This is a genomic window from Streptomyces aurantiogriseus (genome assembly GCF_014649375.1).
Lineage (GTDB): Bacteria > Actinomycetota > Actinomycetes > Streptomycetales > Streptomycetaceae > Streptomyces > Streptomyces aurantiogriseus.
Map to the genome: position 1 here is coordinate 369352 of NZ_BMSX01000006.1, position 14637 is coordinate 383988.

Annotated in this window: 15 protein-coding genes; 8 read left to right on the forward strand and 7 right to left on the reverse strand. The window is 72.6% G+C overall.

Annotated features, from left to right (window positions below; translation table 11 throughout):
* The 3 genes from IE263_RS16260 to IE263_RS16270 all read right to left on the reverse strand — a co-directional run bounded on the left by IE263_RS16260 (position 1) and on the right by IE263_RS16270 (position 2453).
* Positions 1 to 624: a cytochrome b/b6 domain-containing protein gene (locus IE263_RS16260; protein WP_189936921.1), complete on the reverse strand. Its 624-nt coding sequence runs from the start codon at positions 622 to 624 to the stop codon at positions 1 to 3.
* Positions 608 to 1333 (reverse strand): molybdopterin-dependent oxidoreductase, encoded by a 726-nt coding sequence (locus IE263_RS16265; protein ID WP_189936922.1) that lies wholly within the window; start codon positions 1331 to 1333, stop codon positions 608 to 610. The genes IE263_RS16260 and IE263_RS16265 overlap by 17 nt, the downstream gene beginning before the upstream one ends.
* Before the next feature lie 148 nt (positions 1334 to 1481).
* Entirely contained in the window at positions 1482 to 2453 is a 972-nt protein-coding gene (locus tag IE263_RS16270) for a hypothetical protein (protein WP_189936923.1), read from the reverse strand.
* Positions 2454 to 2874: 421 nt separating this feature from the next.
* On the opposite strand from IE263_RS16270, the gene IE263_RS16275 reads away from it, so the two are divergent.
* The 4 genes from IE263_RS16275 (at position 2875) to IE263_RS16290 (ending at position 5113) form a co-directional block, all read left to right on the forward strand.
* A complete protein-coding gene (locus IE263_RS16275; protein WP_229911006.1) occupies positions 2875 to 3768 on the forward strand; it encodes a DMT family transporter in 894 nt (297 codons plus the stop codon).
* A 40-nt stretch (positions 3769 to 3808) separates the two neighbouring features.
* Complete coding sequence (locus IE263_RS16280) at positions 3809 to 4333, forward strand: NUDIX hydrolase (RefSeq protein ID WP_189936926.1); 525 nt, start codon at positions 3809 to 3811, stop codon at positions 4331 to 4333.
* Positions 4334 to 4412: 79 nt separating this feature from the next.
* The gene (locus IE263_RS16285; RefSeq protein ID WP_189936929.1) at positions 4413 to 4805 is read left to right on the forward strand and encodes a YidH family protein; all 393 of its coding nucleotides are present in this window, start codon (positions 4413 to 4415) and stop codon (positions 4803 to 4805) included.
* Positions 4802 to 5113: a DUF202 domain-containing protein gene (locus IE263_RS16290; RefSeq protein ID WP_189936930.1), complete on the forward strand. Its 312-nt coding sequence runs from the start codon at positions 4802 to 4804 to the stop codon at positions 5111 to 5113. Before IE263_RS16285 ends, IE263_RS16290 begins: the two co-directional genes overlap by 4 nt.
* Positions 5114 to 5192: 79 nt before the next feature.
* On the opposite strand, the gene IE263_RS16295 is transcribed toward IE263_RS16290, so the two are convergent.
* The gene (locus IE263_RS16295; protein ID WP_189936932.1) at positions 5193 to 6128 is read right to left on the reverse strand and encodes an NADP-dependent oxidoreductase; all 936 of its coding nucleotides are present in this window, start codon (positions 6126 to 6128) and stop codon (positions 5193 to 5195) included.
* A gap of 293 nt (positions 6129 to 6421) precedes the next feature.
* Between IE263_RS16295 and IE263_RS16300 the strand changes: the two genes are divergently transcribed.
* Entirely contained in the window at positions 6422 to 7444 is a 1023-nt protein-coding gene (locus IE263_RS16300) for a phosphotransferase family protein (RefSeq protein ID WP_189936934.1), read from the forward strand.
* Between the two features lie 4 nt (positions 7445 to 7448).
* Positions 7449 to 8663 carry an acyl-CoA dehydrogenase gene (locus IE263_RS16305; protein ID WP_189936936.1) on the forward strand — a complete coding sequence of 405 codons (1215 nt, stop codon included), beginning with the start codon at positions 7449 to 7451 and terminating at the stop codon, positions 8661 to 8663.
* Positions 8664 to 8813: 150 nt separating this feature from the next.
* Here IE263_RS16305 and IE263_RS16310 read toward each other — a convergent pair whose 3' ends face one another.
* The 3 genes from IE263_RS16310 to IE263_RS16320 are packed head-to-tail and all read right to left on the reverse strand — an operon-like array spanning position 8814 to position 11867.
* Entirely contained in the window at positions 8814 to 9407 is a 594-nt protein-coding gene (locus tag IE263_RS16310) for a TetR/AcrR family transcriptional regulator (RefSeq protein WP_189936938.1), read from the reverse strand.
* Positions 9408 to 9432: 25 nt separating this feature from the next.
* Positions 9433 to 11100 carry a class I adenylate-forming enzyme family protein gene (locus IE263_RS16315; protein ID WP_189936940.1) on the reverse strand — a complete coding sequence of 556 codons (1668 nt, stop codon included), beginning with the start codon at positions 11098 to 11100 and terminating at the stop codon, positions 9433 to 9435.
* Positions 11097 to 11867: an SDR family oxidoreductase gene (locus IE263_RS16320; protein ID WP_189936942.1), complete on the reverse strand. Its 771-nt coding sequence runs from the start codon at positions 11865 to 11867 to the stop codon at positions 11097 to 11099. The genes IE263_RS16315 and IE263_RS16320 overlap by 4 nt, the downstream gene beginning before the upstream one ends.
* A gap of 107 nt (positions 11868 to 11974) precedes the next feature.
* On the opposite strand from IE263_RS16320, the gene IE263_RS16325 reads away from it, so the two are divergent.
* The gene (locus tag IE263_RS16325) at positions 11975 to 13204 is read left to right on the forward strand and encodes an exo-beta-N-acetylmuramidase NamZ family protein (protein WP_189936943.1); all 1230 of its coding nucleotides are present in this window, start codon (positions 11975 to 11977) and stop codon (positions 13202 to 13204) included.
* Between the two features lie 84 nt (positions 13205 to 13288).
* Complete coding sequence (locus IE263_RS16330) at positions 13289 to 14608, forward strand: serine-threonine protein kinase (RefSeq protein WP_189936945.1); 1320 nt, start codon at positions 13289 to 13291, stop codon at positions 14606 to 14608.
* Positions 14609 to 14637: the final 29 nt, after the last annotated feature.

Genomic DNA, 14637 nt, shown 5'->3' on the forward strand with positions numbered 1-14637 from the left:
TCAGCCGCGCCAGAGCGGATGCTCCCTTTCCGCCCACTCGCGGCTCACCGACCCCGTGCGCATGCCCCGCCGGGCCTCGGGGTCGCCCAGGGCCATGCCGATGTGGCCGGCGAGGACGATGCCGATGGTGAGGGCCAGCCAGTCGTGGACGAAGGTCGCGCTGGTGCGCCACATGAGGGGGGTGAGGTGGGTGAACCACATGAGCAGCCCCGTGCCGAGCATGACCAGCGTGGCGCCGGCGATCCAGGCGGCGTAGATCTTCTGCCCCGCGTTGAACTTGCCCGCCGGGCGGGACTCCCGGCGCCGGTCGCGGCGCAGGGCGGCGCGCAGCCAGCGGTGGTCGTGCGGGCCGAAGCGGTTGAGGTGTCCCAGGTCGGCGCGGAAGGCACGGGAGGCGAGGCCCGCCAGGACGGGCACGGGCAGGGCGAGGCCGGCCCACTCGTGGACGCGGACCACCAGCTCACGGCGGCCGACGAGCCGGGCGAGCTCGGGGACGTACAGGAAGGCCGCCGTCAGCACGCACACGCCCATCAGCAGAGCCGTCGTGCGGTGCACCCACCGTTCGGCCCGGCTGAAGCGGCGGATCCTGGTGGCGGGCGGCGCGGCCTCAGCTCGTAGGCTCATCGTCCCGCCCGTTCGAACGGCCCACCCAGGCGTCGACGTCGTAGCCGCGCTCCTCCCAGTAGCCGGGCCGCACCTTCTCGGTGACGGTGATGCCGGAGAGCCACTTGGCGGATTTGTAGAAGTACATGGGCGCCACGTAGAGGCGGACGGGGCCGCCGTGGTCGTGGCCGAGGTCCTTGTCCTGCATGCGCAGGGCGACCAGGACGTCGGCTCGGCGGGCCTGGGCGAGGGTGAGGCTCTCGGTGTAGGTGCCGTCGAAGCAGGTGAACCGGACGGCGCCGGCCTTCGCGCGGACTCCGGCCGCGTCGAGCAGCACGGACAGGCGGACGCCCTCGAAGGGCGTCTCGGGGACCCGCCAGCCGGTGACGCACTGGACGTCCCTGACCAGACGGGTCTGCGGCAGGGCCTGGAGATCGGCCAGGGTGTAGTCGGCGGGGCGGTCGACTAGGCCGTCGACGGTGAGGCGGTAGGTCTCGGCGTTCTTGTGGGGGACGGAGGAGGCCACGGAGTAGTAGCGGAAGCCGCCGCCGTTGGGGAGCAGGTCGGTGAGGCCGGTGGGGTCCTTGTCGGCGGCGCTGCCGAGGAAGTCCTCGAGGCCGCGCTGCAGGGTGGGTGCCGCGACGACACCGAGGGCGCCCAGGCCGAGGGTGCCGAGGAAGACGCGGCGGCCGACGGGGGTGCCGCGTTCCTCGGGCTGTTCGGGATTCACCCGTCCATTCGAGCACTCGGGGGGCCGGGGCGGCCAGGGATCCGGGGCGGCCGTCAGATTTTCGTCATCACTTCTCACGTGGTTCTCAGAGGGATGGTGCTCAGGGGGAGCTCAGTGGCAGCTCTCAGGGGGAGCTCAGTGGCAGCTCTCAGGGGGCGCGCCCCGCGTCGATGCCGAGGGCGCCGTCGCGGGCCGCGCGGAAGGCGGCGTACGGGTCGCGGTCCGGGTACGACCAGGGTGCCGGGGTGACGTGTTCGCCGATGCGGTGGAACAGGGGGGCCGCCTCGGCGGGCCGGCCCTCGCAGACCTTGGCGTGGGCGAGGTAGTTCAGGTCGACCAGCCGGCGGGGGTGGCCGTCGTGCTCCCACTCCAGCCACCAGTCGAACGCGGCCTTCATGACGTCGCGGGACCGGTGGTCGCGCCAGTGCGCGGCGGTGGTCGGGTCGGCGGGGGCGAGGCCGCGGACGGCCAGGGCGTGGTAGCGCTCGGCGTGGGCGACGATCGGGAGGATGGCGAGCGGCGAGTCGGCGGGGGCCTGCTCGGCGGCCCATGCGGCGAAGTCGTACACCTCGTGCAGCGGGTCCGGGCCGGCGGCGGCGCGGCGTTCGGCGAGCAGGGCGACCATCAGATGGTGCGCGTGGTGGTGGTCGCGGTGGCGGGCCCGGACCTCCTCGAAGATCCGGACGGCGTCGGCGGAGCCGTCGCGTTCCAGCATCAGCAGGCCGAGCCAGGGGGTGGGGTCGGCGGGCGCGAGTGCGGCGGCGTCCCGGCAGGCCGCGCGGGCGCCGGCCGGGTCCTCCTTGCCGCGCAGGGTGCGCCGGACCTGGGCGAGGGCGAGCAGGACGCCGGCGTCGGCGCAGCCGGGTTCGGCCAGCAGCCACTCGTGGGCCCAGGCGGCGGCGTACGGTTCGAGGGCGAGGACGACGACCCGGTGTCCGCGACGGTCCCAGTCGTCGCCGGTGCGGGCGAGCAGGGAGCGGACGGACTGCCAGCGGCCCTGCGCCAGCGCGGCGCGGGCGACGGCGAGCTCGGTGTCGTCGAGGGCCGCGCCGGGGTCCGCGTCGGGCGGACGGGCCGCGCGCTCACGGTCTGCGTCGAGGGGGAGCGGGGATGGGGGCACCGCGGGACTTCCTCATCCTCCTCGGTGACGGGCCTGGCATCGGCTCGCGATCGGCCGATCACCCACAGCAAATCCCCAGGTGGCACTTCCGTCAAGGGCCGGAGTCACATGACAGGTGTCAACTGCCCCTGGAAGGAGGGGACTTGGCGGCATCCCACCCCTGGTGGGCGCAGGTGCGGGCGGCTCCGGTGTGGCGTACGCCATGGCGCGGCCCGGCCCGGTCGCGGAGCATGGCTGGACGGTCGCCCCGCACACCGGCCCCAGCGCCGGTCACGGCGGGTGCCGCGACCGCGTCAGCCGCCCGGCTCCGGATCCTTCCCGGAGGCACCGTTTCCGGGCACTCCCAGGGCACCGAAGCACTGGGACGCTACAGTCGGCCACCACCCCTCCGTGGCCCGACCCGATGATCGAGGTATGCAGCGTGTCGGTTCTGGTTCTGGTTCTCGCCGTGAGCGCCGCCTGCTGCCTGGGTTTCGGTTTCGTCCTGCAGCAGAACGCGGCCCAGAAGGCGCCCCTCGGTGACTTCCTCTCGCCCCGGCTGCTGCTCGACCTGATGCGGATGCCGCGCTGGCTGGGCGGTATGGGTCTGATGGCGGTCGGCATGGCGCTGGGGGCGGTCGCGCTCGGCAACGGCGAGATCTCCCTGGTGGAGCCGCTGCTGGCGACGAACCTCCTCTTCGCCCTCGCCCTCTCCCGCCACCAGACCAAGCAGCCTCTGGGCCGTCAGGGCTGGGCAGGTCTGTTGCTGCTCGCGGGCGGGGTGAGCGCGTTCATCATCGCGGGCGAGCCGCGCGGCGGCACCGCGATCGACGATCCGCTGCGGCACTGGCTGATCATCGGCGTGATGGTCGGACTGGCCCTGCTGCTCACCACGTACGGCAAGCGCTCACGGCTGTCCTCGGGCCCGGTCCTCCTCTCCCTCGCGGCCGGCCTTCTCTACGGTGTGCAGGACGCGCTGACCCGGGTCAGCGGGGAGCGCTTCTCCGCGGGCGGTCTCGTCGAGGTGCTGACCGGCTGGCAGCCGTACGCCGTGCTGGCCCTCGGCGTGACCGGGCTGGTGCTGGTCCAGAGCGCGTTCGAGACGGCGCCGCTGCGCATGTCGCTGCCCGCGCTGACCGCGGCCCAGCCGCTCGCCGGGATCATCTGCGGGGTCGGCTTCCTCGGCGACCGGCTGCGCACCGACGCCGGCGCGCTGGCCTGGGAGGCGGCGGGGCTCGCGGCGGTCGTCGCGGGCATCGTGCTGCTCGGTCTGCATCCGGCGATGCCGAAGGGTTCGCCCGTGCGGGAGAGCATGCGGGACCTCCAGCCGCAGTGACCCTGCCCCTGCCCGGGGTGGGCCCTGCTTGGATGGGCGCATGAGCGCTGCTGACGAGATCCTCGACATCGTCGACGAGAACGACCGGGTCATCGGCCGGTCCCCCCGGGGCGAGGCCTACGCCGCGGGCCTGCGTCACCGCTGCGTCTTCATCCAGGCGCGCGACGCCCGCGGACGGATCTTCGTCCACCGCCGCACCCCCACCAAGCTGGTCTTTCCCTCCCTCTACGACATGTTCGTCGGCGGGGTGGTCGGCGCGGGCGAGGCCTACGACGACGCGGCCCTGCGCGAGGCCGAGGAGGAACTCGGGGTGAGCGGGCTGCCCCGCCCCGAGTTCCTGTTCAAGTTCCTGTACGACAACGGTGCGGGGCAGACCTGGTGGTCGGCCGTGTACGAGGTCCGCTGCGAGCTGCCCGTGCACCCCCAGGTGGAGGAGGTCGCCTGGCACGGCTTCCTCCCCGAGGAGGACATCGAACGGCACCTGGCCGGCTCGTCCGACTGGGTGTGGGTGCCGGACGGGCTGGCGGCGTACGAGCGGCTCAGGGCGTACCGGGCGAAGGGCTGACGCTGTCGCCCGGCGCCGGGCCACGCAGCGGGCGGCACCGGCAGCGCCGCCTCGGCGGCCGGCGGGTAGGGTCCTGCGCGTGATCGAGTTCGTGCGGAACGTCCGGTTGTGGTTCGTGCCCGAAGGGGTTCGGCAGGAGGGGCGGACGCCCGACTACCGGTTCTCGCTGGCCAACGAGCGCACGTTCCTGGCGTGGCTGCGGACCGCGCTGGCGCTGGTCGGCGGCGGGTTCGCAGTGGACCAGTTCCTGCCGGACCTGCGCTGGGCCTGGCGGGTCGGGCTCGCGCTCGCACTGCTGGCGGCGGGCGTGCTGTGCTCCCTGCGCGCGGTGAACCACTGGGTGCGGTGCGAGCGGGCGATGCGGCGGGGCGAGGACCTGCCGGTGTCCAGGTTCCCGGCGCTGCTGAGCCTCGTCGTCGCGGTGGTGGCTGTCGCGATGGTCGTCGTCGTGCTGCTCGGGTGGGACGGATGAGCGGCGAGCGCGACCCCGGCCTGCAGCCCGAGCGCACCCGACTCGCCTGGCGCCGTACGACACTGTCGGGCACTGTCGCCGCCGTCCTCGCCGTGAAGACCGCCCTGCACGGCGGCCCGTCGCCCGCCGGGATCGCGGTCTGCGCCCTGTGCTGCGCTCTCTGGCTCGCCTTCCTCCTCCTCGCCCACCACCGCATCCGCACCCTCGCCGCGACGGCGACCCCACCGGCCCTCACCCCACGCCACGCGACCGCGGCGGTGCTGTGCGCGGTGGCGATGGCGGTGTGCGGGGCGGTGCTCGTCGTCTAGGGGTGGGGTGGTTCAGGGTGGGGTGGTTCGGGGTGGGGCGAGGAGGCGTGCGTCTGCGGTGTCAGGTCCAGGTCAGGGGCTACGGCTCCCATTCCACCGTCACCACGATCTTGCCCCGCGTTCGCCCCTCCTCGTTCGAGCGGTGCGCGTCCGCCGCGCGTTCCAGGGGGTACGTCTCCGAGACGTGGACGGACACCACACCCTTTTCCGCGAGTTCGGCCAGTCGGGTGAGGTCCTCGGAGTCGGGGCGGACGAAGTAGTAGCGGCCGCCGTAGTCGACGGCGTCCCCGTCGGCGATCGAGACCAGGCGGCCCTCGGGGGCCAGCAGGTTGGCGGAGACCTTCAGCGTGTCGCCGCCCACCGTGTCGAAGGCCGCGTCCACGCCCTCGGGCGCGAGCCCCCGCACCCGTTCGGCCAGGCCGCCGCCGTGGGCGACGGGCTCGCCGCCCAGGGAGCGGACGAAGTCGTGGTTGGCCTCGCTCGCGGTGCCGATCACCCGCGCGCCCAGGTGGCGGGCGAGCTGCACGGCGATCGAGCCGACGCCGCCCGCGGCCGCGTGGATCAGGACGGTCTCGCCGCGCTTCACCTGGAGGGCCCTGGTCAGCACCTGGTAGGCGGTGAGGCCCACCAGCGGCAGGCCGGCGGCCTCCTCCCAGGTCAGGTTGCGCGGCTTACGGGCGAGGGTGCGCACCGGAGCGGCGACGTACTCGGCGAAGGTGCCGCGGGAGAGGAAGTCCTCGCGGACGTAGCCGATGACCTCGTCGCCGACGGAGAACTCCGTGACCGACGGGCCGGGCCGGACCACGACCCCCGAGACGTCCCAGCCGGGGACCACCGGGAAGACGGTGTCGAGGATGCCGTCGAGATAGCCCTCGCGGGCCTTCCAGTCGACGGGGTTGACGGCCGCCGCCCGTACCTTGACCAGCACCGAGTCGGGGCCGACCTTGGGGTCGCGCACCTCCCCGTACTCCAGGACCTCGGGACCGCCGTACCGGCTGTAGCTGATGCCCTTCATGCCACCGACCCTCCGGGGTAGTCGAACGCCACGCAAGCCGGATGCCCCGATATGTTCCCTTCACGTAGCCTGACCGCCGCCATCTCCGTTTCATTCGTCCGGTTCATTCGTCCGGCCGGCCGGTTCCGGGAAACGGTCGGTCCGAAAAGACTCCCCCGACGGCTCCCCGAGTTCTGCCCGGGGAGCCGTCGGCCTAGGGTGGGGCCGATCACGTTGGGCACCGACACTGGACTACATACCGACCGGTCGGCATCATGGAGCAGGTTCCCGTTCACCTGCCGTAGGAGCGACGTATGAGCCCCGACCACCCGCCCGGACTCGACCTCGACCGGCTGCGCGCCCTGCTCGACCGTGAGCGGCCCGGTCTGGTCCACGGCCCGCTCACCGGCCGGCTGATCGAAGGCGGACGGTCGAACCTCACCTACACGGTCTCCGACGGCGAGGCACGATGGGTCGTACGGCGGCCCCCGCTCGGCCATGTCCTGGCCACCGCGCACGACATGAGGCGTGAGCACCGGGTGATCAGCGCCCTGCACCCGACCAGCGTGCCGGTGCCGCGGCCGATCCTGCTGTGCGAGGACGAGGAGGTGCTCGGGGCGCCGTTCTACGTCATGGAGTTCGTGGAGGGCACGCCGTACCGGACGGCCGACCAGCTCGCCCCGCTCGGCCCCGAGCGCACCCGGGACGCCGTGCTGTCCCTCGTGGACACCCTGGTCGAGCTGCACGCGGTGGACCCGGCCGAGGTGGGCCTCGGCGACTTCGGGCGCCCCGAGGGCTTCCTGGACCGCCAGCTGCGGCGCTGGGGCAAGCAACTGGACGCCTCCCGCAACCGCGAGCTGGCCGGCATCGACGAGCTGCACGCGGCACTCGGGCGCCGGCTGCCCCACTCCCCCGCCCCGGCCGTCGTGCACGGCGACTACCGGCTCGACAACGTCCTGATCGGCGACGACGACACGATCAGGGCGATCCTCGACTGGGAGATGTCGACCCTCGGCGACCCGCTCACCGACCTGGGCCTGCTGGTGATGTACAGCATCCCGCTCGGCATGGCCGACTCCCCCGTGTCGACGACCGCCGAGGCCCCGGGGCACCCGGACCCGGCCGAGCTCGTCGAACGGTACGCCGCACGTTCGGGGCGCGACGTGTCGGCCGTCTCCTGGTACACGGCGTTCGCCTGGTACAAGCTCGCCGTGATCCTGGAGGGCATCCACTACCGCTACACCCTGGGCCAGACGGTCGGCCGTGGCTTCGACCGCATCGGTGACCTGGTCCCCGTCTTCATCGACCACGGATTGACCACTCTTCAGGAAGGCTGACGCCATGGACTTCGCGTTCGACGCGCGCACCGAGGAACTGCGCGCCAAGCTGCTCGCCTTCATGGACGAGTACGTGTATCCGGCCGAGGCGGTCGCCGAGGAGCAGCGCGCCCGGCTCGCCTCGCCGTGGGACACCCCGGCCGTGGTGGAGGAACTGAAGGCCGAGGCGCGCCGCCAGGGCCTGTGGAACCTCTTCCTGCCCGACTCCGAGTACGGCGCCGGCCTCACCAACCTCCAGTACGCGCCGCTGGCCGAGATCACCGGCCGCAGCCCGCAGCTCGCGCCCACCGCGCTGAACTGCGCGGCGCCCGACACCGGCAACATGGAGGTGCTCGCGCAGTTCGGCGACGAGCGGCAGAAGAAGCAGTGGCTGGAGCCGCTGCTGGCCGGGGAGATCCGCTCGGCGTTCGCCATGACCGAGCCGGAGGTGGCCTCCTCCGACGCCACGAACATCACCACGCATATCGAGCGCGACGGCGACGAGTACGTCATCACGGGCCGCAAGTGGTACATCTCCGGGGCGATGAACCCGGACTGCGCGATCTTCATCGTGATGGGCAAGACGGACCCGGACGGGGCCGACATCCGCCGCCAGCAGTCCATGGTGCTCGTGCCGCGCGACACCCCGGGTGTGACCGTCGAGCGGGCGATGAAGGTGTTCGGTTACGAGGACCACTACCACGGCGGTCACGCCGAGGTGATCTTCGACCACGCGCGCGTGCCGGTGTCGAACCTCATCGGCGAGGAGGGCGGCGGCTTCGCCATCGCCCAGGCCCGGCTCGGCCCCGGCCGTATCCACCACTGCATGCGGCTGATCGGCATGGCGGAGCGGGCCATCGAGCTGATGTGCCGGCGGGCCGTGTCCCGTACGGCCTTCGGGAAGGCGCTGGGGCAGCAGGGCGTGGTCCACAACTGGATCGCGGACGCGCGCGTGACGGTCGAGCAACTGCGGCTGCTGGTGCTGAAGACGGCCTGGATGATGGACACCGTCGGCAACCGGGGCGCCCACACGGAGATCCAGGCCATCAAGATCGCCACGCCGCGTGCGGTCGTCGACATCATCGACCGGGCGATCCAGCTGCACGGTGCGGGGGGTGTCAGCCAGGACTTCCCGCTGGCCGAGCTGTACGCGGGGGCGCGGACGCTGATGATCGCCGACGGGCCGGACGAGGTGCACCAGCGGTCGCTGGCGCGGCGGGAGCTGAAGAAGTACGTGTGACCCGGCGGGGGCGCGCGAGGGGTTTTCGCCCCCGCCGCCCCTACCCTTCCCGTCCCCGGGGGCTGCCGCCCCCGGACCCCCGCTTCGACCCTGAACGGGCGTCGTCCTCAAGCTCTCCCAGAGGGGATGCCCCCAGACGGGCTGATGCTGCTACGGCCGCAGTGCCCGTAGCAGCAGGTCCGCCAGATGGTCGGCGACCTCCTGGGGGCTCATCGGGCCGTCCGGGCGGTACCACGTCGACAGGTGGTGCACGGAACCGAAGTGGTAGTCCACCACCAGGTCCGCCGGAGTCGCCCGGGAGAACACGCCCGCCTCCTGGCCCTCCTCGATGAGCGCGCGGAAGCGTTCGTGGTAGCGGCGGCGCTCGGCGCGGACCTGCTTGTTCTTCTCGGGGCTCAGGTGGTGCATCGAGCGGAAGAAGATCATCCCGTCGTCGAGGTTCTCGATCGTCGTGACGACGACGTCGGCCGCGGCGTCTCTGACACGCTTCTCGATCGGCTCGTCGGCGTCCGCGAAGGCGTCCAGGCGTTCCTGCTGGACACGCAGCACGCGCGCGTACACCTCGTGCAGAAGGTCGTCCTTGGAGCCGAAGTAGTGGTACAGCGCCCCCTTGGTGACGCCGGCCGCCTCGACGATCTCCTGCACCGAGGTGCGGTCGTAGCCCTGCTCGGCGAAGAGCCGGGTGGCGGCGGCCAGCAGCCGCTGCGGCACGGGGGTCCCGTCACCGTCCGTCGTCCTGGGCACTGCCGCCACCTGCCTTCCGTCCGTCCTACTGGCTGTCGTGCGCGCGGGAACGCAGTTCCCGACGGAGGATCTTCCCACTCGCCGTCTTGGGCAAGTCGGGCAGGATCTCCACCTGACGCGGGTATTTGTAGGCCGCCAGTCTGTCCTTGCAGTAGGCGGCGAGCGTATCGGCATCCGTGTCGGCGCCCGGACGCAGGCTGATGTACGCCTTGACGGTCTCCCCGCGGTAGCCGTCGGGCACCCCGACGACGGCCGCCTCGCGCACCGCCGGGTGGGTGTACAGCACGTCCTCCACCTCGCGCGGCCACACTTTGAAGCCGGACGCGTTGATCATGTCCTTCTTGCGGTCGACGACGTACAGCCAGCCCTGTTCGTCCATGAAGCCGATGTCGCCGGTGCGCAGCTCCCCGTCGGGGAAGGTCTCTGCGGTGGCTTCGGGGCGCCGCCAGTAGCCGGGGACCACCTGCGGGCCGCGCACGACGATCTCGCCCTGCTCGCCGAACGCCACCTCCGCGCCCTTGTCGTCGACGATCCGGACGACCGTGTCGGGGCCGGGCACGCCCACGGCCAGCGTCCCGGACGCCGGGTCGACCGGGGCCTCGCGGCCGGGCGGGACGGAGGCGCAGGGAGCGGTGCACTCCGTCAGCCCGTAGCCGTTGCGGATGTACGGGCCGAAGCCCGCCCGGAACTTCTCCACCAGGGCGGGCGGCAGCGGGGCGCCGCCGGAGGAGATGTTCACGAAGGACGAGAAGTGGTCGCGGGTGACGGCCGGGTGGGCGGCCAGGGCCATGAAGGCCGTGGACGGGCCGACCGTGTAGTGCGGGCGGTGCTCGGCGAACGCGTCCAGCACGACGCCCGCCTCGAACCGGTACGTCAGGACGAGCGTGCCCGCGCTGTTCAGGCAGGCGCCCAGCTGGCAGACCATACCGGTGATGTGGAACAGGGGCGCGAGCGCGTAGTAGACGGGCGCCTCGGGCAGGTGCAGGCCGGTGCGCTGCCGCTCGGCGTTGTACATGATGTTGGCGTGGGTGTTGGTGGCGCCCTTGGGGGTGCCGCTGGTGCCCGAGGTGTAGCTGATCAGCGCGATGCCGGAGGGTGCCGGGTCGCGGTCGGCGGGCGCCTGGTGGCCGGCGCGGGCGACGGCGGTGAGGTCGTCGGCGTCGGGTGCCTGCGGGAGCCGTTCGAAGGTGAGTACGCGCGCGTCGCCGCGGGTCTGGAAGTCCAGCTCGCACCCCGTCAGCACGATCCGCACCGGCGAGTCCGCCGCCGTCTCGCGCAGGTACGTCTCCCAGGCCCGGTCGGAGCAGATCAGCGCGGCGACCTCACCGTCGCGCAGGACATGGGTCACCTCTCCCGACTTGTACATCGGGTTGACGGGGACGACGGTCGCGCCCGCCTTCCAGGCGCCGAGCACGGCGAGCACGAAGTGCGGGGAGTTCTGGAGCAGGACGGCGACCCGGTCGCCCCGCTCGAGGCCCCGGGCGGCCAGGTGGCCGGCGACGGAGTCGCTCAGCTCGTCGGCCTCCCGGTAGGTGAGCCGCCCGTCGAAGTAGGCGAGAAAGGTACGTTCCGGGGTCTTCGCGACGGCCCGGCGCAGGGCGTGCACCAGGGAGTCCGCGGGGTCGACCGGGGCGCGCTGGGCCTCGTCGAGGAGCGCCAGCCAGGGCCGGGCCGCGTAGCGGGAGGCGGTCACCGCTCGGCCTCCCACTTCTGCTGGAGGTGGTTCATGTTCGTCAGCCAGCGGTCGGGGTCGCCGGCCCGCGCCTGGTAGTACCCGGCGACCTCGGGGTGCGGCAGGATCAGGAAGCGGTCCTCCTCGATGCCCCGGAACAGGGCGTCCGCCACGTCCCGCGGCTCGATCGCGGTCGGCTTGAGGACGAGGTCGCCCGCGCTGCCGGTGGCGTCCAGCATGTCGGTGCGCACGCCCTGGGGACAGATCGCGTGGACCTTGAGCCCGCGGTGGCGGTAGGTCAGCGACAGCCACTCGGCGAAGGCGTACGCGCCGTGCTTGGTGACGCTGTACGGTGCCGCGCCGATCATGGTGAGCAGCCCGGCGGCGGAGACGGTCGAGACGAACCGGCCGCTGCCGCGTTCCAGCCAGTCCGGGAGCAGGGCGTGGGCCGCGCGGACGTGCGCCATGACATTGACGTCCCAGGACAGCGTCCACGCCTTCTCGTCCAGCGGCTTGTGCGCGTCGCCGCCCTCGAAGGCGACGCCCGCGTTGGCGCAGTAGACGTCGACGGTGCCGCCGAGGGCGTCACGGGCGTCGGCGATGACGGCGGAGGCGTCGCCCGGGACCGCGATGCCACCGATCTCGTCGGCGACGGACGCCGCCCGGTCCGCGTCCAGGTCGTTGACGACGACCCGGGCTCCCTCGACGGCGAAGCGGCGGGCAAGGGCGGCGCCTATGCCGCCTCCCGCTCCCGTGACGATCACTTTGGCACCCAGCACGGCTCCCACCTTCGGTCCCCTTCGCACACGACTCCGGCTCCCCCGCCCGGTCAGACTAACCGGTCGGTATGTTGCACGACCAGCCCTCGACGGCCTACGCCTGCGACACTGCCCCCATGCGCCTGTCCAGACGAGCCCTGCTCGCGGCCACAGCCGTCACCTCCCTCCCCACGTCCTCCTCCGCCGCCGAGCCCCGCGGGCACCTGCGCACCGGCTTCGAGTCCCTCGCCGCAGACGGCTACGCCCGGATCAGCGGCCGACGCGTCGGTATCGTCACCAATCCCACCGGTGTCACCCGCGACGTACGCCACATCGTCGACGTCATGCACACCGACGACCGGGTGAACCTCGTCGCCGTCTTCGGCCCCGAGCACGGCTTCCGGGGCACCGCGCAGGCGGGCGGCTCCGAGGGCCGGTACGAAGACCCGGCGACCGGGCTGCCCGTGTACGACACGTACCTCAAGAGCGGACAGCCGCTCGCGGACGTCTTCACCGCCTCGGGTGTCGACACGGTCGTCTTCGACATCCAGGACGTGGGCGCCCGCTTCTACACGTACATCTGGACGCTGTACGACTGCATGGAGGCGGCGCGGCTGGCCGGGAAGCGGTTCGTGGTGCTGGACCGGCCGAACCCGGTGACGGGGCGGGCGGCGCTGGGGCCGGTGCTGCACCGGGAGTTCGCGAGCTTCGTGGGGCGGCAGCCGATCTCCCAGGCCCACGGGATGACGGTCGCCGAGCTGGCCCGGCTGTTCAACGGGGAGTTCCTGTCCTCGCCGGTGGAGCTGGACACCGTCGCGATGAGCGGGTGGCGGCGCTCGCAGTGGTACGACGCCTCGGGGCTGCCGTGGGTGCCGGCGAGCCCGAACATGCCGACGCCCGACACGGCCCTCGTGTACGCGGGAACGTGCCTGTTCGAGGGGACGAGCCTGTCGGAGGGGCGCGGTACCACCCGCCCGTTCGAACTCCTCGGCGCGGAGGGGATCGACGGGCGGTGGGCGGCGATGCTCAACGAACTCGGGCTGCCGGGGGCGCACTTCAGGGAGGCGTACTTCACGCCCACCTTCTCCAAGTTCCAGGGGAGGACCGTCGGCGGGGTGCAGATCCATGTGCACGACCGGGACGCCTACGATCCCGTCCGTACCGGCGTCGCGCTCCTGGTGACCGCCAAGAAGGCCTGGAGCGGCTTCGCCTGGCGCTCCGACCACTGGATCGACAGACTCACGGGATCCACGTCGGTGCGCACGGCGATCGACGCGGGCGCCGGTGTCGACGAGGTGGTGGCGGGCTGGCAGCCGGAGCTGGCGGCGTTCCGGCGGGTGCGGCGGGAGTATCTGCTGTACGGATGAGCCGTGACGTCTGGTCAATTCCCTCCGTTGGCAGGACGATGCGCCCACCTGGTGCGCGGTTGCGGGGGGACGAAGGGGCCTGGCATGGCGGATCCGGCGATGAGTGTGACTCCCTACTGGGAGATGACCTTCGACGCCGACGGTGACGTCGACGGCGGACAGCGGGAGCGGTTGCTGGCCGGGGTGTCCCGGCACGGGGTGCGGGACCTGATCGTCTTCGCACACGGCTGGAACAACGACCGCTCGGGCGCGACCCGGCTCTACAGCCGCTTCTTCGCGCCGATCCCGGGGCTGGCCCCGGCGGCGAGGATCGGGTACGTGGGAGTGGTGTGGCCGTCGATGCGGTTCTCCGACGAGCCGATCCCGGACTTCCCGCGGTCCGTCGCGGCCGAGTCGGCCCGGCGCCCGGCCCTCGACAAGGACACACGGCACGCGCTGCTGGAGACGTTCCCGGGCCGGGCCACGGTGGTCGAGCAGATCGCGCGGATGCTGGAGCAGCGGCCGCGCGAGGACGCCGAGCTGGAGGAGTTCGGGCGGCTGGTGCGGCTGCTGGTGGACGTGGTGCCGCCGGGACCGCAGGCGCTGTTCGCGGCGGACACGCTGGCGGAGGGGGTGCCGCAGGACGAGCCGGAGATGTTCTCCGGGTCCACGGTGGAGATGTGCGAGGAGTTCGCGCGGGCGCTGGCCCGCCTCGAATCCCCGGAGCCGGTCGCCGAGTTCGCGCTGCCCAACCCGTGGGACGGTGCGCACGAGCTGCTGCGGCAGGCGACGTACTACGCGATGAAGCGGCGGGCGGGGACGGTCGGTGAGCGCGGACTCGGGCCGCTGGTCGGCCGGCTGGCCGGCGCGGCGCCGCAGGTGCGGGTGCATCTGGTGGGGCACAGCTTCGGCGGGCGGCTGGTGTCGTTCGCGCTGCGCGGGCTGCCCGAGGGGGTGCGTACGGTGAAGTCGGTGACGCTGCTCCAGGCGGCCTTCTCCCACTACGCGTTCGCCTCCCGGCTGCCGCACGACGCGCGTGCGGGAGGCGTGCTGCAGGGACAGCAGAACCGCATCGACGGCCCCCTGGTGTGCTGTCACTCGCGCCACGACTCGGCGCTGGGCAGCATCTATCCCCTGGCCTCCCGGATGGCGGGCGACGCACGAGGAGCGACCGCGGAGCTCGGCATCGGAAAGCTGCTCGGCGCCAAGTGGGGGGCGATGGGGTACGGCGGTGTGCAGGCGATGGCGGGCACGCGCGCGTGCACGCTCGCCGAGGCGCTGGCCCGGCCGCTGCCGGCGTCGGGGTGTGTGAACGTCGACGCGGCGGCGGTGGTCCGGCGCGGCGGGGCGCCGGCCGGTGCGCACAGCGACATCGTGCACCCCGAACTGGCGCGGGTCGTGCTCGCGGCGGGCCGCATCCGCTAGGCCCTGACGACAGGGCTTAGGGACACGGC